At 62.3% G+C, this 19,187-nt stretch carries 15 protein-coding genes; 5 read left to right on the plus strand and 10 right to left on the minus strand.

What is annotated here, in order from left to right; all coding sequences use genetic code 11:
* Positions 1-27: 27 nt before the first annotated feature.
* Genes LKG04_RS00370 through mraZ form a run of 5 tightly spaced genes read right to left on the minus strand, consistent with a single transcriptional unit; the run spans position 28 to position 4,831 of the window.
* The gene (locus tag LKG04_RS00370; protein ID WP_291760635.1) at positions 28-921 is read right to left on the minus strand and encodes a UDP-N-acetylmuramyl peptide synthase; all 894 of its coding nucleotides are present in this window, start codon (positions 919-921) and stop codon (positions 28-30) included.
* Between the two features lie 26 nt (positions 922-947).
* Complete coding sequence (locus LKG04_RS00375; protein ID WP_291760638.1) at positions 948-2,741, minus strand: peptidoglycan D,D-transpeptidase FtsI family protein; 1,794 nt, start codon at positions 2,739-2,741, stop codon at positions 948-950.
* Complete coding sequence (locus LKG04_RS00380; protein WP_291760641.1) at positions 2,734-3,192, minus strand: hypothetical protein; 459 nt, start codon at positions 3,190-3,192, stop codon at positions 2,734-2,736. The genes LKG04_RS00375 and LKG04_RS00380 overlap by 8 nt, the downstream gene beginning before the upstream one ends.
* Before the next feature lie 2 nt (positions 3,193-3,194).
* Positions 3,195-4,304 carry a 16S rRNA (cytosine(1402)-N(4))-methyltransferase RsmH gene (gene rsmH / locus LKG04_RS00385; RefSeq protein ID WP_291760643.1) on the minus strand — a complete coding sequence of 370 codons (1,110 nt, stop codon included), beginning with the start codon at positions 4,302-4,304 and terminating at the stop codon, positions 3,195-3,197.
* Complete coding sequence (gene mraZ, locus LKG04_RS00390; RefSeq protein WP_291760646.1) at positions 4,304-4,831, minus strand: division/cell wall cluster transcriptional repressor MraZ; 528 nt, start codon at positions 4,829-4,831, stop codon at positions 4,304-4,306. The genes rsmH and mraZ overlap by 1 nt, the downstream gene beginning before the upstream one ends.
* Positions 4,832-5,088: 257 nt before the next feature.
* Between mraZ and LKG04_RS00395 the strand changes: the two genes are divergently transcribed.
* Complete coding sequence (locus LKG04_RS00395) at positions 5,089-7,368, plus strand: HelD family protein (RefSeq protein ID WP_291760649.1); 2,280 nt, start codon at positions 5,089-5,091, stop codon at positions 7,366-7,368.
* 10 nt (positions 7,369-7,378) lie between these two features.
* Positions 7,379-8,578 carry a phosphoglycerate dehydrogenase gene (serA, locus tag LKG04_RS00400; RefSeq protein ID WP_291760652.1) on the plus strand — a complete coding sequence of 400 codons (1,200 nt, stop codon included), beginning with the start codon at positions 7,379-7,381 and terminating at the stop codon, positions 8,576-8,578.
* A gap of 18 nt (positions 8,579-8,596) precedes the next feature.
* Here the strand turns inward: serA and nrdR are convergent, their stop codons facing one another.
* Both nrdR and LKG04_RS00410 read right to left on the minus strand, forming a co-directional pair.
* The gene (nrdR, locus tag LKG04_RS00405; RefSeq protein ID WP_291760655.1) at positions 8,597-9,052 is read right to left on the minus strand and encodes a transcriptional regulator NrdR; all 456 of its coding nucleotides are present in this window, start codon (positions 9,050-9,052) and stop codon (positions 8,597-8,599) included.
* A gap of 155 nt (positions 9,053-9,207) precedes the next feature.
* The gene (locus tag LKG04_RS00410) at positions 9,208-9,597 is read right to left on the minus strand and encodes a LysM peptidoglycan-binding domain-containing protein (RefSeq protein ID WP_291760658.1); all 390 of its coding nucleotides are present in this window, start codon (positions 9,595-9,597) and stop codon (positions 9,208-9,210) included.
* A 264-nt stretch (positions 9,598-9,861) separates the two neighbouring features.
* On the opposite strand from LKG04_RS00410, the gene lexA reads away from it, so the two are divergent.
* Positions 9,862-10,614: a transcriptional repressor LexA gene (gene lexA / locus LKG04_RS00415; RefSeq protein ID WP_291760661.1), complete on the plus strand. Its 753-nt coding sequence runs from the start codon at positions 9,862-9,864 to the stop codon at positions 10,612-10,614.
* 91 nt (positions 10,615-10,705) lie between these two features.
* On the opposite strand, the gene LKG04_RS00420 is transcribed toward lexA, so the two are convergent.
* From LKG04_RS00420 to hflX, 3 genes are all read right to left on the minus strand, one after another.
* Positions 10,706-11,659: a cation diffusion facilitator family transporter gene (locus tag LKG04_RS00420; RefSeq protein WP_291760663.1), complete on the minus strand. Its 954-nt coding sequence runs from the start codon at positions 11,657-11,659 to the stop codon at positions 10,706-10,708.
* Positions 11,660-11,674: 15 nt separating this feature from the next.
* Positions 11,675-12,637, minus strand: coding sequence for an L-lactate dehydrogenase (locus tag LKG04_RS00425; protein WP_291760665.1), 963 nt, complete (start codon positions 12,635-12,637; stop codon positions 11,675-11,677).
* A gap of 174 nt (positions 12,638-12,811) precedes the next feature.
* Complete coding sequence (gene hflX, locus LKG04_RS00430; RefSeq protein ID WP_291760860.1) at positions 12,812-14,305, minus strand: GTPase HflX; 1,494 nt, start codon at positions 14,303-14,305, stop codon at positions 12,812-12,814.
* Positions 14,306-14,416: 111 nt separating this feature from the next.
* Here hflX and LKG04_RS00435 point away from each other — a divergent pair, with 111 nt between their 5' ends.
* Positions 14,417-15,094 (plus strand): class I SAM-dependent methyltransferase, encoded by a 678-nt coding sequence (locus LKG04_RS00435; protein ID WP_291760666.1) that lies wholly within the window; start codon positions 14,417-14,419, stop codon positions 15,092-15,094.
* The gene (gene hrpA / locus LKG04_RS00440; RefSeq protein WP_291760669.1) at positions 15,091-19,182 is read left to right on the plus strand and encodes an ATP-dependent RNA helicase HrpA; all 4,092 of its coding nucleotides are present in this window, start codon (positions 15,091-15,093) and stop codon (positions 19,180-19,182) included. The genes LKG04_RS00435 and hrpA overlap by 4 nt, the downstream gene beginning before the upstream one ends.
* Positions 19,183-19,187 lie beyond the last annotated feature (5 nt).

Below are 19,187 nucleotides of genomic sequence, written 5' to 3' on the forward strand. Positions count from 1 at the left end.
CGGCCGCGCGCCGCACGAGGCGCGACTCTAGCCCAACTCCCGCGAGACACGCAAGGCGCTGCGGATATTGCCCCGACGCACGCCCGCGGCCAGCACCATCGCGATCGCCAGCGAAAGCCGGCGCGTGCTGGCGTCATCCTGTACAAGCGCGCTCTGACGGGAGAGCGCATCGGATTCCTCCGTACGCATAGTCAGCCGCAGCTGCCTGTCAGCGGCGAAGCCGTAATCCTGAGCCTGTTCGGCGACAACCGCCGAGGATGGCGTTCCGGCAGGCGGCGCGGCATCGATGGTGCCGAGCACATCGATGCCGACCGATTCGAGCGCATGCGGCCGCAGCGTCTGCTCATCCAGCGCGATGATGACCGCCGCCGCTCCGTCCTCGCCGCATACCGAAAGCGTATGCTGCACATCGAAGATGCCGATTGGGTGGGCCAGTTCAAGCTGGCGTTCCAACGAGGTCGAACCGGCCGCGCTGATGACGCCGACGGGATTGCCGAGCATATGGAGAAAATCGGCTAGCCGCACCACGCTGGCCTGCACCTCGTCCGCATCGGAACCGCAGATAGCGAATACGGCCAGCATATTCGAAGGACTTCCGGCTATGTCGCTGGCCAACGCGCCGATCTGTGCGGCATCCGGCTCGGCGAACAGCATAGGGAACTGCGCCTGCGCCGCGCTCTGACGCATGGCGTGGGGCACGAGCGCAGCATAGGCCCCGCGCGATCGGGCCTGTTCAAGGCGCTTGAGGTCAACGCTTTCCGAAGGGATATAGAGGCAGCCAGGACGTACCGAGTCCACATCGTCCGCCAAGGCGGTGATCGTCACATCGGTGGCGAAACGTGGCTCGAGATCGAATCCGTAATGCTCCACGAAATACCCCAAGGTCATCCGTCTGCCGACGGATTCGCTCACTGCACTCATAAGGCCAAGCCCCTCCTGTCGAGATCTCACCAATCCACTGGAATAGCACTTTTACGCGGAGTGGACGTCGGCACCTCGTACTTCTGCATAAGGAATTCACCGATTTGCTTGAAGACCGGGCCGGAGGTGAGACCGCCATAGATGCCGTGCGGGTTCTTCATCACTACCGTGATCACGAAGCGCGGGTTATCCGCCGGGATGATGCCCGACCAGTCGCCAATAATCGAAGAGAGGTGCCCGCCTGGGCCCGCTACTTCGGCGGTGCCGCTCTTGCCTGCTATCCGGTAGCCGTCTATGCCGGTGAATTTCTGATAGTGCTCGGCTGATGACTCCATGGCGTCCATCATTTGCGCAGCCACGTCTTCATCGACCACCCGCGTGGGTTGCGACTTCGTCGGGGTCGAGACATGGCCGTTCGCGTCGGTCACCGATTTGACGATCGATTGCTGCTGGCGCACGCCCTTGTTTGCGATCGTGGCGATGGCATTGGTCAGCTGCAAGGCGTTGACGGCATACCCTTGGCCAAACAGCACTGTATTCTGCGTGCGTCTGTCCCACTGCTGCGGGGCCAGGAGGGTGCCTCTGGACTCGCCGGAGAGGCCAAGGCCGCTGCTTTGGCCGAAACCGAATTTGGTCATGAATTCATAGCGCTGCTGATTGGTGTATTTGTCGGCCGCCATCACCATGCCGACGTTGGACGACTGCTCGAGGATGCCCGCCAGCGTCCACTGCGAAGTAGCATGCGACGTGGAATCGTGGAAAACCTGGCCGTTCTTGCTGATCTGATCAGGTACGGTGAACTTATCGCCCAGTTTGCGCTCCCCTGTCTGCAGCATGCCTGCGGCCGAAACGACCTTGCCGACCGACCCGGGCTCGAAGGTCTGGCTCACCGCCTTCGAAACGTTGAGCTTGGCCGCATCCGTCCCGGCCGTGATCTCGTCGCTGTCATCGATCGCCAAGATGTTCCCGCTGCCCACCTCCTGCACAACGGCGAGGGCCCAATCGGCCTGATAATGCTGTTTGGCTTCGACCAGGACTTTCTTGACATACCAGTCCACGTCTGCATTGATGCTCAGCGTCACGTCGCCGCCGTCGACCGCATCCTTGGATTTGGTGACGGTGCCGGGAATCTCCTCGCCTCCGTTGCCCTGTTGGAAGACCTTGTATCCGTTCTCGCCGGTCAGCGTGGAGTTCTCCATCTGCTCAATGCCGGCGACGCCTTTGCCATCCGCGTCCACTCCGCCCAAGAGGGCGCCGATCATCGTGCCGTTGGCGTAGAGCCGCTCACTGCTCAGTTCGCCGTAGACGATGCCGCCCAGGCCGAGCTTGTCGATGGTGCGCTTGACTTCCGGCGTCACATCCCTTTTAAGCACGGCGTAGCGGCTGGACGCACTGAGCTTGGCGCCCAGCTCCAGCGCGTCCATGCCGAGCGCTGGAGCCACGAGCCGCGCCACCGCGGCGGCACCCGTTGTACCGACCGGTTTGCCGTCGATCTCCTGGCAATGGCCCTGGGTATCCGCAGTGCATGTGGTGGGTTTGAAGGTCTGCGCGACCTGCGGATCGGCGACGATGGTATAACGTTCCACGCTTTGGGCCAGCACCGAGCCGTTGTCGTCGAGGATCCTGCCACGCTGCGCCCTAATGGTCACGGGCAGGGTGCGGCTTGCGGTCGCCGCCTGCGCCGTGGATCTGCCGTGCAGCAATTGGATAGAGGCGAGCTGGCCGATGCACAGTGTCGAGATAAGGGCCAAGATGATGCTGATCGACAGGCATCGCGATGCGAACGCGTTGGGCGCCGACGAGATTCGTCCTTTACTCATGTCCGGCTCCTTGGTTTGGTCGGTATCCGCGCAGATCAATTGAGATCGATCCCTGCTGAGGCACCATGCCCATCTGCTGAGCCTTGTCGGGCAGGGAAGCCTGCAGCTCATCGAGCTCGGCCTGATCGTCTTCGACGTCCTGGGTCAGCGTGGAGATGCGGTTCTGAATCTGCGTCTGCTCGAAGGAGTTCTGCGCCATCTGGGTGCGCAGCGCCAGGGAGCCCAGCAGCGAAGCCACGAGAAAGGACACAGCGACCACCACATGCAGCAGCGACATGCTGCGCGCCCGCGTCCAGATCAGGACCCGCGCGAGGCCGTCGCCCATGGCTCCGCGCTGGCCTCTCAAGCCCTTGACGACTGTGAGCTCGGGGCGGCTCGGGGATGCGGGTGTCGTGCGGCCACGCCCTGCGGGCACCGCATTCGAGCGTACGGTTCGTGCCGATGTTGCCATGGTCATCCCTTTCTTGTGCCGGTGCGCGCGCTATTGCTGCGCATGGATCTGCTCTGTGCGAATCTGCTCTGTGCGAATCTGCTCCGTGATCCGGGGCCGTCCTCGTCCAGTCTTCCCCGCGACATGAGCTCGAAACGGCTTGCGAAGCGATCAGGCAGGGGCCTGGTCAACTCCACGCCGCGCAATCGCACGGATGCGGATCTCGGGTTGCCTTCGATCTGCTTGTCGTCCGCCTTGATGGCGCCGCGGGTGAGCGGCCGGAAGAACGGTTGCGCGTCCGGGGGTATCACCGGCAGACCGGCAGGCACATCCGCGTGCAGCCCAAGATTCATGAAGGACTTGACCTCCTTGTCTTCCAAGGAGTGGTAGGACTCGACCACAATCCGCCCGCCGGGCGCCAAATGGAGCGCCGCCTGCGGCAGCGTCGAGGCCAATTTGTCCAATTCGCCGTTGACCTCGATGCGTAAGGCCTGGAACACGCGTTTGGCCGGATTGCCCGCGGGACGGTGAGACAACGGCACTACTGCGTCGACCAAGGCATTGAGCTGGCTTGATTTGCTCAGCGGTTCGCGCTCACGGCGCCTGACGATTTCGCGGGCGATCTGCCGAGAGAATCGTTCCTCCCCATATGCTCTGAAGATGCGCTCGAGGTCGCGTTCGTCGTAACTGGCCAGCACGTGTTGCGCGGTCAAGCTCTGCGAGGTGTCCATGCGCATGTCAAGCGGAGCGTCGTGCGAATAGGAGAAGCCGCGTTCATTCTCGTCGATCTGCAGGCTCGAAAGCCCCAGATCCATGAACACGGCATTCACCATGGCGATATCGCGTTGGGCGAGGACACTGGAAAGCTCGTCGAAAGCGGCGTGAACCGGCGTGAACCGTGCGGCAAATCCGGCTTCGTACATACGCTGCGTGGCCATGGCCAGCGCCTCTGCGTCACGGTCGATGCCGATGAGGCGCGCGGCCGGCGCGGCGGCAAGGAAAGCACACGCATGCCCAGCCAAACCAAGGGTGCAGTCGACGACGATGCTGCCGGGTTCATTCAGGGCCGGAGCCACGAGCTGCACGCATTGCTCGAGGAGGACCGGATTGTGGATCGCAGAGAAATCAGTCATCAGAATTCCACCGCCGGCAGCACGTCATCGGTGATATCGGAATATCCCTGCTCCTGCTCGCCCAGGTACCGCTCCCAAGCCTCCCGATTCCAGATCTCGGCGCGTGTGCCTACGCCGATCACCACGATGTCCGATCCCAAGCTCGCGTAGTCGCGCAGCATCGAAGGCACCAGCACCCGTCCTTGCTTGTCCGGATCCTGGTCGACTGCGCCCGAAAGAAACACGCGCAGATAATCCCGCGCGGCCTTGTTGCCCATCGATGTGCGCTGGATCTGCATCGCGATGCGGCGGAATTCGCTTTGCGGAAGCAGATACACGCAGCGCTCCTGTCCGCGGGCCATGACCATACCCGGCCCGAGCTGGCCGCGCAGTTTCGCGGGCAGAGCCATACGCCCCTTGGCGTCGATCTTTGGCGTGTAGGTGCCGAGCAGGAAGGGCAGTGCCTGCGCAGAAGCTTCTTGCGCACTGTTGCGCGCAGGGTCAGCGGGTGCAGAGGTTTGGCTCTGCGGCATCGGATCATCAGGCATTCCCCACCTCCTTCGCGCTCTTTGACAATGCGACATGTCAGTTGATTCACCACTCTACCCCACTTTTCCCCATTTTCCTCCACAAAATGGCAAAAATACCGATATGCGGCTCCACAATTCCCACAGTCCGCACGCCGCGACCGTCGAAACGACCGCAGCTGGCGCAACCTCGCACAGCGCAGTTCACACAGGGCGGAGTCGTAGGGAGCATGCGGTAAATTTGATTGCCTCAAGTTTTGAAGAAAAGGACGTCAAGCATGTCGAGTTACTCCTCACAGCTGCATGAGGAACAGGCGGCGGTAAGCCGCGCATATCACCGTTTGGACGCTTTGCGAGACCAGGCGCGGGAACGGTTGGACGCCGTGCGCTCCGCCGGCTCGCACGGCTCGCCCACCCAACGCACCGAACGCGACTCCTTCGCCACGATGTATGAGGACCGGCTCGCCCAGCTGCGCGCTGTGGAGGACCGCCTGGTCTTCGGCCGGCTCGACGACGCGCAGGGTGAACGGCGCTATATCGGCCGCATCGGCCTGTCGAGCGAGCGCCACGAGCCGATTCTGACGGACTGGCGCGCCGAGGCAGCCCGGCCGTTCTATGAGGCGACGCCGTCGAATCATGGCGACATCGTGATGCGCCGGCACATCACCTTGAATTTCCGCGATGTGGTGGGCATCGAGGACGAGGTGCTCGACGTGCACTCCACGCAGGTCGATCAGGCTTCCTCGGCCGGCACGCTCACAGGCGAAGGCGCGCTGCTCGCCTCGCTCAGCTCGCGCCGCACCGGCAAGATGACCGACATCGTCGCCACGATCCAGTCCGAACAGGATCGGATCATCCGGGCGCCTCTCGACCGCCCTGTCGTAGTCCAAGGCGGACCGGGAACCGGCAAGACGGCGGTTGCCTTGCACCGTGCGGCGTATCTGCTCTACACGCACCGGCGCATGCTGGGGAACTCCGGCGTCCTCGTCGTCGGCCCGAGCATGGCTTTTCTGCATTACATCGATCAGGTGCTTCCTTCGCTCGGCGAAACAGGCGTAGTCAGCCGCACGATCGCCGATCTGATCCCCGGAGTGCGCGGCGAAGCCTTGGACGCTCCGCGGGGCGCCATGCTCAAAGGCGACCGCCGCATGCGCTCGGTCATCGAAAACGCGGTGGCATCCCGCGAGCGCGTGCCCGCGAAGCTGCCGACCGCACGGGTCAATGGCATCGACGTTCCTATGCGCCGCGCCGACATCGAGCAGGCGCAACTCGATGCGCATCGCACGCGCCAGCCGCACAACAAGGCGCGCGAGACCTTCGTACGCAATGCTTTGAACGCCATGCGGAGTCGCTACGTCGAGCAGCTCGACTACACGCCCGAGCAGGCGGAGCTCTCGGATGTGCTGATGCAGCTGCGCCTGAACGACGATGTGCGCCGCACGCTCAACCTCGCCTGGCTGCCGATGACCGGCCGTTGGCTCATCGACCAGCTCTTCAGCAAGCCTAGACAGCTGCGGCGCTTCGCGCCATGGCTGCGCGACGACGATGCGGCTTCGTTGATTCGCCCGCAGGGCTCGCCACTGACCCGCTCCGATATTCCGCTGCTCGACGAGGCTTTGGAGCTGCTTGGCCCCGATCCCAAGGCGATGGCCCGGAAGGCTGCATTGGACGCCCAACGGAGCCGGGACGAGCAATTCGCCACGGATTCGCTTGCACAGTCGGGCGTCGGCAACGGCATTGTCAGCTCGCGCATGCTGCTCGACGAAATGAATGCGTCGGACGGCGAAGCAGTCGCCCAGCGCGCCGGATCGGATCGCGAATGGACATATGGGCATATCGTCGTGGACGAGGCACAAGAGCTCACCGCCATGGATTGGCGCATGCTCCTGCGCCGCTGCCCTTCGCGCTCCTTCACGATTGTGGGGGATGTGGCGCAGACGGCGGCCATGGGGGGCACGCGGCGCTGGCGCGACACCATGGATCCATTATTCGGCGCCGGACGCTGGGACCTTGACGAGCTGACCATCAACTACCGCAATCCTCAAGAGGTTTCGGCCATCGCCAGCGCCTTCGCCCATCGGGAAGGCTTGTACATCTCCACAGTGAACGCGGTGCGCGCCATGCCGGACTCAGTTGCACGCGTCAGCATCGCCGATCCCAGCCTGCTTAACGAAACCGTGATGCATCAAACGCTCAAACTGGTTTCAGACTTCGTCGGCGACGATGGCACAGGCCGCGTCGCCATTATCGCGCCTAGCGATCGGATCGCCGTGCTGCGCGCCGCGATCTACGAGTCTTTGCGCCAGCAGCTGGATCTCGACCGATACGCCAAGCTCGCCGCTCAGCATTCCTGGGATGAGCAGGTCACGATATGCGACACCGAAATGGTGAAGGGCTTGGAATACGATGCCGTAGTCCTCGTGCAACCCGGCGAGATCGAGGCGGCTGCGCCCGCACGGATCATAGCCGCTTCGGATCTGTATGTGGCGATGACCCGGCCGACTCAGCAGCTGTTCATTGTGCGGACGCGAGAGGACGAAGACCAGCTCCCGCTCTAATATGAGGCACATGCCTAAAGCACTGCTATTGGAGAATATCCATCCCTTCGCCGCGCAATCGCTGCGCGAGCACGGCTTCCAGGTCGAAACGCTGCCTGGCGCGTTGGGCGAGGACGAGCTGATCGAGGCGCTTGATGGCGTCGATCTGCTTGGCATCCGATCGAAAACGACCGTCAGCGCCAAAGTCATAGACGCGCGGCCAACACTGACCGCGGTCGGCTGCTTCTGCATCGGCACCAATCAAATCGATCTCGCACATGCCGGGTCGCACGGCATCGCCGTGTTCAACGCCCCCTATTCCAACACACGCTCGGTCGTCGAATTGGTGGTCTGCGACATCATCTGCCTCATGCGCCGCATTCCCGCGCACACGCATCACATGCGCCACGGGTTGTGGGACAAGTCGGCCACCGGCTCGCACGAAGTGCGCGGCAAGACCCTAGGCATCGTCGGATACGGCAATATCGGCTCTCAACTGTCCGTCGTGGCCGAGGCCCTGGGCATGCATGTAGTCTTCTACGACGTGGAGGAAAAACTCGCCATGGGCAACGCGCAGCGCATGCCCAACCTGCAGTCGCTGCTCGAGATATCCGACGCGGTGACCATCCATGTCGACGGGCGCAGGTCCAATACCGGCTTCTTCGGCGAGGACCAGTTTTCGCAGATGAAGCAGGGCGCGATCTTCATTAATATCTCCCGTGGCTTCGTAGCGGACCTCGGTGCGCTCAAGGAACATTTGGACTCAGGGCATCTTTCCGGCGCCGCCGTCGATGTCTTCCCGGTGGAGCCGAAGAAGAGCGGCGATCCCTTCATCACGGCGCTGGCCGATGAAGACAATATGATTCTCACCCCGCATATCGGTGGCTCGACCCTCGAGGCCCAAGAGGCCATCGGTCATTTCGTCACCCAGCGCCTCTTGGAATATTGGGACCAGGGTTCGACGATGCTTTCGGTCAATTTGCCGCAAATAACGCTGAAATCCTGTGTCTCAGGCGCACGGATCACCCACCTGCACGCTAATCTTCCCGGCAAGCTGGCAGACGTCAATCAAGTGCTGCGCAAGGCCGGCATCAATGTCACCGCGCAATCGCTTGGCACCCAAGACGAACTGGGTTACGTCGTAACCGACGTGTCGACGCGGCCTGACGCGGCATCGCTTGAGGAGCTGCGCCGGATCACCGGCACGATTCGGATGCGCGTCATCGGCTGACAGCCGGTCGACCGGCTGTCAGCCGATATGCCTGTCGTGTTTGAGCTCGGCTATGGCGCTTTCAAAGTCGTCGAGGCCTTCAAAATTCTGATAGACGCTTGCGAATCGCAAGTAGGCCACTTCGTCGAGTTCACGCAGAGGGCCAAGTATCGCCCTGCCGACTTCGTCCGATTTAGTCTGGGCGAGGCCGCGTGAACGTAAGTCTTCTTCGACTTTCTGCCCCAGCAGCTTGAGGTCGTCTTCCTTGATAGGACGGCCTTGGCAGGCTTTGCGTACGCCTGCTATGACCTTCTCTCGTTCGAAGGGCTCAACATTGCCCGAACGCTTGAGCACGAGCAGCATCGTGGTCTCCACCGTGGTGAAACGACGCCCGCATTTCGGACATTCGCGCCGGCGACGAATGGAGTGGCCATCCTCATTGAGACGAGTGTCGACGACCTTAGTGTCGGGATTCTGGCAAAACGGGCAGTGCATGTCAACAAGAATAGCCGGAACTCTGCGATAACGGTCAGCCATCGGGGTTTCTCATGAACTCGCTACAACACGGAGCCGTTCGTTGCGCGATGATTCACCGCGCAACGCTCACCCAATATCTTGCGGCGCAATGTTTCGTTTCATCATGCCGCACCTCATCGAGCGGGAACGAGCAGGCTCTGACCCGGTTGCAACGCGGAGGAGTCCATGTTATTCAGTTTCTTGAGCTCCTGCACCGTGTTCGCGACATTGCCGCCTTCAGGAGTGATGTTTCTGGCATAGGACCAGAGCGTGTCACCAGGACGGACCGTATAATTCACGACCTCCACCGGGCCAGTAGCAGATTGCGCCTGCTGCGGGGGGGCGAGAATGCCCCAGCCCATCCACACTATCGACAGCGCCATGACAGCTGCGGCTATTGTGCGCAGCACATTCGCCTTCGCAGTCGGGCGGATGCCGCTTCCGCTCGCAGCGTTCTTTCGAATACCTTTTCCCCAATCGCCATCGCCGCGTGCCACGGGGGCATATGCTGTTGCCGTAGTCATAGTTCCCAGTGCTCCTTATCGTCCTTACCATTGCGATCGATCGTTACGACTGTTTCGATTGCCGTATCCTGCCGCGTATGTTTCATGCCGCTTCATCCCGCCCGACTCCCTGCAGATCTTCGTTTCGAACATCTGTTCTATCGAACGTATGTTTGATTCTCGCACAGATGTTCGACTCATGCAAGCCGGTTTTCGAACATCTGTTTGATTTCACATGATATCCACGTTATGCTGGGGATATACGACCCGAAAAGGAGCCACTCCATGAGCACGATCCCCTTCGATCCCCGGCGCGGACGTCAACGGGCTGCGACCGGCGGCACAATTGAAGAAGGCACCGCTGAGACCGCCGACACCGTTTCTCTGACCGAACGGCAGCGCAAGGTCCTCGATGCCATACGCTCGCATGTCGCCAGCCGAGGCTTTGCCCCCTCATTCCGCGAGATAGGCGAATCCGCCGGACTGAAAAGCCCTTCTTCGGTCAAGCATCAACTGCAGGTCCTTGCCGACAAGGGCTTCATCCGCATGAGCGCCAACAAAGGCCGCGCCATAGAGCTGGTAGAGGAGTCGGAGGATCTCGGTGCGGCTGCGACGATCCTGCCCTTCACTGGACCCTCCCCACAAGAGCGCGAATCGATTATCGAATCGCGCGACGTGCCGCTGGTCGGGCGCATTGCCGCCGGCGCCCCGATCACAGCCGAGCAGCATGTCGACGATGTGATGAGGCTGCCCGAGCGGCTCACCGGCACCGGCACCCTTTTCATGCTGGAAGTTCATGGCGATTCGATGATCGATGCCGCGATCTGCGATGGCGATTTCGTCGTGGTGCGCGAGCAGCAGTCCGCGGTCAACGGCGATATCGTGGCGGCTTTACTCGACGATGAGGCGACCGTGAAAACATACCGCACCGACAATGGGCACCTGTGGCTGATGCCCCATAATCCCGCTTACTCCCCCATCGACGGCACACACGCCACGATCATGGGCAAGGTGGTCACCGTATTGCGCAAGCTCTGACAGACCAAGGTTGGGCCGGCGTCGCCCTGGACAGGTCCTGCCTTGACAAGCACGGGCTCAGGCCATGAAACCCGCCCATACGCCCATGCCTTCAGCTATGCAGCTCTTGGGCCGAATCGGAAGAATATCCTTTTGGTTCGAGCTGGAAGGTCGTATGTGGAACAGACACCTCGAAGTGCTCGCGCAAACAGAGCTGAAGCTGATCAAGTATGACCCCGGCCTGCTCCATCGTCAGACCGCGATCCACCACGACGTGGGCCATGAGTATCGGCATGCCCGTCGAAACGGTGCTTGCATGCACATCATGCACGGCTACCACGTGCGGCACATGCTCCATATGCTCGCGGACCAGATCGAGATCCAAGCCCTTCGGAGTCTCCTCGAGCAGCACGGCAACCGCCTTGCGCAGCAGCCCGACAGCGCGCGGAATCATGACGATTGCAATAAAGCCGCCGGCGACGGCGTCGAAACCGTTCCATCCTGTGCCCATCATGACGATCGCGGAGACGACGACGGCCACTGAGCCCATAGCGTCGTTCATGACTTCGAGGAATGCGGCGCGCATATTCATATTGTCGTGGGATTGCGCGGACAGAATCGCGATTGATCCGATATTGACAGCAAGTCCCCATATGCCGAAGGCAAGCAGCAGGCCGACATCATGCACCTCGTCGTTTACACTGCCGAACAGCCGCATGCCTGATTCCACCAGCGCGTAGAACCCCACTGTTAGCAGGGCGAGAGCCCCTGCGGCAGCGGTGACCACCTCGAGCCGCGCCCATCCCCACGTCCGCCGATTGCTGGGCCTTCGCCGCATCAGCGCGGCGGTGATCGTGGATGCGGCGAGCACCGCGATGTCGGTGAGCATATGCCCGGCGTCGACAAGCAGCACGAGCGAACCCGTGATGATGGCACCGGCTACTTCGGCAGCAAACATCGTCCCCGTCAGTGACAATGTCAGCATCAGCGAGCGCTGATGACTGTGGCTTTGCGCCGCATGGGCCTCAGCAAGGCTGTCGTGCGGCGCCTCAGCGAAATGCGCCATATGAGTTGCGCAGGATCAGAAGCCGAACCGCGCGGAGGTCTCGCGCAACGTATCGGCGGAACGCTTGAGCGCCGCCAATTCCTTGTCGGATACCGGTGTGTTGATTCGGGAGTTGATACCGGAGCGATTGAGCAGCGTGGGCACGGACATGCATACACCGGAGATGCCATGGAAGTCATCAAGATAGGACGACACCGGCAGAATGCGGTTCGTGTCATTCATGATCGCCTCGACGATGTCGACGCCGGACATGGCGATCGCGTAATTCGTAGAGCCTTTGCCGTTGATGATTCGGTAAGCCGCGTTCTTGACTTCCTGGTGGATCTCCTCGCGCTTGCCAGCATCGAGCGGCTCATGGCCCGGCAACGCCTTCCAATCGCACATCGGCACGCCGCCGATCGTTGCCGAAGCCCACAGCGGGACCTCGGAATCACCATGCTCGCCGGCGATGTAGGCGTGCACGTTCTTGACGTTCACTCCGGTCTGGTCGGCGATGAGATAGCGCAGCCGGGCGGAATCGAGGTTGGTACCCGAGCCGAACATCTGGTTGGCCGGCATGCCGGAAAGCTCCATCGACACCCGGGTGACGATGTCTACCGGGTTGGTGATGAGCATGTAGATGGCGTTGGGCGCCACCTTGATGACATTGGGGATAATCGACTTCATGATGCCGATCGTCGCTTCGGCGAGGTCGAGCCTGGACTGACCTGGCTTCTGGCGTGCGCCAGCAGTGATCACGACCATGTCGGCATCGCGGCAGATCTCGACGTCATCCGATCCCTCGATGGTGACGGAAGGGTAAAAGCTCGAACCGTGCTGCATGTCGAGCACTTCGGCCTCGACGCGATCCTTGGAAATATCCTCGAGCACGATTTCGCGGGCGACTCCGCGCTGCGCGGCGGCAAACGCCAAGGTTGATCCGACGGCGCCTGCTCCGATAATGGCAAGCTTCGTGGGTTTGTTGGTAAATTGAGCCATGTGCTTAAAACCTCTCTTTCCCCGGTACGACCATGGGCGTCGCGCCGCGTCCTACAACATTTCACTTTATCTGCACTCTATGACGTTTCAGCTCGCCGCGACGGCGGGCGCACGCTACGCGAACGGCAGTTTCAATCTGCGAAAAATAAGACGATATCAACGTTTTGACAGGATCTATGCGATGGCGGCGTCAATGATCTTCGAAGCCAGCCGGCTATCGACCCGCGCCACGATGCGGACGCCGTCATCTCGGTATTGGCTCTCGTCAAGCCTGCCATATTCCCGGATTCGAGACAGCAGCGAGCCTTGTGCATAGGGCAGCACAGCCTCGACGCGCACATCGGGCACAGGCAGCAACGATTCGATCTCTTCGCGCAGCGCGGCAATGCCTGCGCCGTTCAATGACGAAACGATATGCGCCTTCGGGTAGAGCGAGGAAAGGCGCAGACGCGTCGCCTCGTCGATGTGGTCGGACTTGTTGAATACTAGGATGCGCGGGATGTCCTGCGCGCCATCGATGTCGGCCAGCACCTCGTTCACCGCGTCTATCTGCGCCAGCGGATCGCCGTACGAAGCGTCGACCACATGGACGATGAGATCGGACTGCGCCACCTCTTCCAAGGTCGATTTGAAAGCCTCGACCAGTTGGGTCGGCAGCCGCCGCACGAAGCCGACCGTGTCGACATAGGCGTACACGCGCCCATCCTTGGACCGAGTGGAACGCACCGCGGTATCGAGCGTGGCGAACAGCGCATTTTCCACCAGTTCGCTCGATCCGGTCAGCCGGTTGGTCAGCGAGGATTTGCCGGCATTCGTGTAGCCGACCACGGCGATCGTCGGCAATCCATGGCGCTGCCGCGAACCTCGCTTGATCTCGCGCGCCGGAGCCATCCTCACGATCTGACGGCGCAGCCGCGAGATTCTGGTGCGGATCACGCGCCGATCCAGCTCGATCTGCGTTTCGCCCGGGCCGCGCGAGCCGATGCCTCCGTCGGCTCCTGCCGCTTGGCCGCCCGCCTGCCGGGACAGGGCAGCGCCCCAGCCACGAAGCCTGGGCAGCATGTATTGCAGCTGTGCCAGCTCCACCTGCGCCTTGCCTTCGCGACTCGTAGCGTGCTGCGCGAAGATGTCGAGAATCACAGCCGTCCTGTCGACCACCTTGACCTTGGCGGTATCTTCCAGCGCGCGACGCTGGCTGGGCGCCAGATCATCGTCGACGATGATCGTGTCGGCCTCGTGCTGCGCCACGATGCCTGCGAGCTCTTTGGCCTTGCCTGAGCCGATGTAGGTCGCCGGATCAGGTTTGAGCCGGTGCTGCAGCATGCCGTCGCACACTTCCGCGCCAGCGGTCTTCGCCAACGCGGCGAGCTCTCTGAGCGACTCTTCGGCTTGCGCCTGCGTGCTGGTCGTGCTCGACCAGATGCCGACAAGCACGACGCGTTCGAGCCGGACTTTGCGATATTCGACCTCGGTGACGTCTTCGAGTTCGCCCAAGCCGGCCACATGCTTCAACGCATTGTGCGATTCGCGCTCAGCCCACTCTTCGCCGCCTTGGTCGGCATCTGTAATATCATAGGATTTGTCAAGCAGAACCTCGGAGCGGCCGGCGAGCACGCCGGTGGCCGTTCTCACGTCGTTGTTGCTGTCGATTTCAGACTGTTGGGTCAATGACACCTCTCACTTTGGAAGTATGGTCTTCTATTATCATCATTCTGGAAGACAATACTGCGGCAGACGGCGCGACTGAGCCGTGGGCGAACCAGGGAGACGAAGGAAGCTATGAGCGTTAAGGACCCGCAGGGCACTGTTTCACTAGGGCAAGGCTCTCAATTCGTAGGCCTGGAAGCACGTCAGGAACAGTATTTCTCCACATCGCCGAATTCGCCCGACGTCCGGCGCACCATCCGCGTTCAGCTGGCCGGGCGCGAAGTGGCTGCGGAGGTCTCGCACGGCGTGTTCTCCGGCAATCGACTCGATCTGGGCACCTCCGTGCTGCTGCGCCGCGCGCCCAAGCCGCCCACGCACGGCGACCTGCTCGATCTGGGCTGCGGCTGGGGGCCGATCGCGCTGACGCTGGGCCTGCTCTCGCCCGCGGCGACGGTCTGGGCCGTGGACGTCAATCGGCGCGCACTGGAATTGACACGCGACAATGCAGGCAGCCAACAGCTGATCAATATCCATGCCGTTGAACCCGATGAAGTCCCCGACGAAACGCTATTCGACGCGATCTGGTCCAATCCCCCGATCCGCGTCGGCAAGGAGGCATTGCATGAGCTGCTCATGCGCTGGTTGCCGCGCTTGTCGGGCCACGGCGCCGCTTATTTGGTGGTCCAGCGCAACCTCGGCGCGGATTCGCTGATTCCTTGGCTCGCCCAAGCGCTGGGCGGAGGATATGCTGTGTCGAAATACGCCAGCGCAAAAGGCTATCGCGTGATCGAGGTTGTGCGCCAGGCATGAAATACGAGTATCCCCAAGAACTGCCGGTCAGCGCCGCGCACGACGAGATCGCCGCAGCCGTTTCCGCTTCGCAGGTCGTGATCGTCTCGGGCCAGACCGGGTCGGGCAAGACCACGCAGATCCCGAAGATCCTGCTGGAGATGGGTCGCGGCACGCATGGCCATCAGATCGTGCATACGCAGCCGCGCCGCATCGCCGCGCGCACGGTCGCCGAACGCATCGCCTCGGAGATGGAGGTGCGGCTGGGCGACGAAATCGGCTATCAGGTGCGCTTCACGGACGCCAGTTCGCCCAAAACCCGGCTGCGCATCGTTACCGACGGCATCCTGCTCGCGCAGATCCAACGCGATCCACGCCTGAGCCAGTACGACACGATCATCATCGACGAGGCGCATGAGCGCAGCCTGAACATCGATTTTCTGCTCGGCTATCTGACCTCCCTGCTGCCACAGCGGCGCGATCTGAAACTCGTCATCACCTCGGCGACCATTGATTCGGTCAAATTCCAGCATCATTTCGAGCAGGCGTTGCACCGGCCGGTTCCGGTCATCGAAGTGTCGGGACGCACCTACCCTGTGCAGATCGTCTACGAGCCGTTGGGCTCTGCGCCTGCGCTGATGCGCCACGTCCCCGGATTCGAACATCAAGCCTCCGACGATATGGGCGGTGGCACGTCCCGTCCAGGACACGCAGCAGACGCGGATATGGCCATGGCAGTGGCCCGGGCCTGCGCCGAGCTGGTCATCCATGCAAGCCATGAGCGCGGGGCGCGTGACATCTTGGTCTTTGCCTCGGGCGAACACGATATCCGCGAGTTCGAAACCGCATTGCGCCGTCATTTCGGCCCTCGATCCGATGACATGCGCCGCGGCGACGCTATCGAGATCATGCCACTATTCGCGCGACTGTCGTCGAAAGAGCAGCATAAGGTTTTCGAACCTCACGCGCACCAGCGCATCGTCATCGCCACGAATGTTGCCGAAACCTCGCTTACCGTGCCCGGCATCCGCTACGTCGTCGATCCTGGGACCGCCAGGATATCGCGCTATTCCAAATCCGCGAAGGTGCAGCGACTCCCGATCGAACCGATTTCGCAGGCCAGCGCCGACCAGCGCTCAGGCCGATGCGGGCGCGTGGCCGACGGCATCGCCATCCGTCTGTATGCCAAGGACGACTACGAAACCCGGCCTCGCTTCACCGAGCCGGAGATACTGCGCACTTCGCTCGGCGCGGTTGTGCTGCATATGCTCTCGGTCGGCGTGGCGAAAAACGCCGGCGATGTGACGCATTTCGGCTTCATCGACCCGCCCGACGTCAAGGCGGTGTCCGACGGTTTCACCGAGCTCACCGAGCTCAGGGCCGTCGCCCGCAGGCATGGCGAGATGACGCTGACGCGCACCGGTCGTCAGCTGGCCCGCATCCCCATCGACATCCGTCTAGGGCGCATGCTCATCGAGGCCGCGCACGCCACCACGCCGAACACGCTGGCGGCTGTATTGGTCATTGTAGCGTTTCTCAGTCTGCAGGACCCGCGCGAACGCCCCGATGAGGCGCACGAAGAGGCCGACCGGATCCACAATCGCTACGCCGACCCATCCAGCGATTTTCTGACCGCCTTGAATCTCTGGGACCGGGTGTTCCAGGCGGACGGCAACCCGAGCAATGGCGCGCTGCGGCGCCTGTGCAAAACCGAGTACTTGAGCTTCCTGCGGCTTCGGCAGTGGCATGATCTCGTCACGCAGCTGGGCGATATGTGCCATGAACTGAAATTCACGCTCGGCGAGCCGCAGCCCGCGTCGCGGCCCACGCTGGACATCCGCCAGCTACCGCTCAATCAGCAGGGCGCGCACAGCCTATGCTGCTCATGGGACGCGCAAGGCATCCACACCGCCATGCTCGCCGGGCTGCTCTCGATGATCGGGATGCAGGTGGTGCGCGAGCCCAAGGCATCGGAATTTACAGGGCTCAAGGGTGCGGCAAAGGCACGCGCGATGAAACGCGCTGCAAAGCGGTCGCATAACGACTATCAGGGCGCACGAGGCACACGGTTCGCACTCTTTCCCGCCTCCGCCGTCGCCAAAACAACGCCGCCGTGGGTCATGAGCACCGAGCTGGTTGAGACCTCGCGCCTATGGGCGCGCTATTCCGCCGCCATCGATCCAGCTTGGGCCGAGCCGCTGGCCGGAAGCCTGACCCGGACCACATATGCGGAGCCGCACTGGTCGGCTTCGCGCGGTGCCGCGGTAGCCAAGGCCAAGATCCTGCTCTACGGGCTGCCTATTGTGCAGGACCGCACCGTGCAGTGGGGGCGCATCAATCCAGTTGAGGCGCGGGATTTCCTGATCCGCCAAGGCCTGGTCGAGGGCGACATCCAGCAACGGTTCTCCTACGACGATTTCGTGACGCACAATCTCGATGTGCTGCACGACGCCGCCGAAGACACCAGCCGCACGCGCCAGGCAGCCGCCAGCGTGAGCGACGAGGACCTCTACGACTTCTATAGCGCGGTGATCCCCACCGACGTCACCTCGCTTGCCGATCTGGCGAAATGGTGGAGACTCGAGCATGACAGGCATCCGCAGCTGCTGGACTTCGACCCGGAGGCCGTCGAACGGCTGCAGACCGGCGGCAGCGTGAGTTTGGCCGACTATCCCGACCGTTGGCATGCGCTGGGCACGGACGGCACGGCGTTGGACTTGAGGCTGAGCTATGTATACGATCCGCATGACCCGGCCGACGGAGTGAGCATACATGTTCCTATCACCGCATTGTCGCGCCTGCGCCCCGAGCAGTTCACTTGGAATGTTCCCGGCCTGTTGGACGAGCTGATCGTGGCGATGATCAAATCGCTGCCCAAGGCACTGCGCGTGCAGTTCGTGCCGGCTCCTGACACGGCGCGGGCGATTCGCGCGTATATCGACGACCATTACCCCGAGCTGCCCGGCTCGGGCGCGGATGGCCAGCCGAATATTCCGCCAGCGAAGGCGCAGACCGGCATAGCCAGTTGGCCTGATTTCACGCATGTATTCACCGAGGCGGCGATCCATGTGGTCGGCGCGCAGATCCATCCGCAGGTGTTCGAAGGGGACCAGTGGTCGAAGCTGCCGGCATACCTGCGCATGAATTTCGTCATTGAGAAGCCACATCATGCCAGTTCGCCTGGCCGTCATGGCGCGCATCTCCCCCGTTCCGCGAACCCGGTAACCGTGCTGGGCTCGGGGCGCTCGCTGGTCGAACTGCAGCGGCATTTCGCGGCGCAGGCCGAGGCCTCGGCCCGGCTGGTCGTGCGTGGCCAGGCCCAGTCGGCCGGTGCGCAGGGCAGGCTGGTCGAACAGGCGAATCTGCTGCACAAGGCCGGCGCCACCACGCAATCACGCGCGACGATGCTCTGGCAGGGAGCATTGGACAGGCTGCGTCTTCCCAGCGAACGCATTTCCTCACGCTGGCTGGGGACCGAGGCGCTGATGCTCGCCTCGGCGCCATACGATTCGACCAAGGCACTGAGCGAGGACCTGCAATTGGCTGCCGTCAAGCGGCTGCTGCCCGACATCGATCAGCTGGACGACGACGATGCTCTGGCGCAGGCCGTGGCCGGCGTTGGGCAGGTGTACGAGGACACGGTCTATGCGGTGGCACGCGATGTGACCACGATCCTGAAGCGATATGCCGAAGTCGACAAGGCGGTATCCGGCCCGGCCGACCTGCCGATGCTCTCCGTGCTGCAATCGGTGCGCGAGCATATCGCGTCGCTGGTACGCACAGGCTTCATTGGCGCCGCTCCCCCGGATGCGCTGGGCTCCTTCGAGCGTTATCTCCATGCCGACCTGCTGCGCCTGAACAAGGCGAAAACCGACAAGAACCGCGATGTGCGCTGGGCTTGGGAGGCAGACGAGGCCCGTCAGCTCGTCGAACGCTTCCACGGCAAGGCGAAGGCCGAGCCTGCCGGCCCACGCCATGAGACAATGGGCAAACGTTACACCGCTGCGCGCTGGCTGCTCGAGGAATTCTATGTCTCCCTCTGGGCGCAGGAGCTCGGCACCGCGAAGCCTGTCAGCTTGCGACGGATTGGGAAAGCGCTCGAGGGATAGGCGCC

Source organism: Bifidobacterium sp. (genome assembly GCF_022640935.1).
Taxonomy (GTDB): domain Bacteria; phylum Actinomycetota; class Actinomycetes; order Actinomycetales; family Bifidobacteriaceae; genus Bifidobacterium.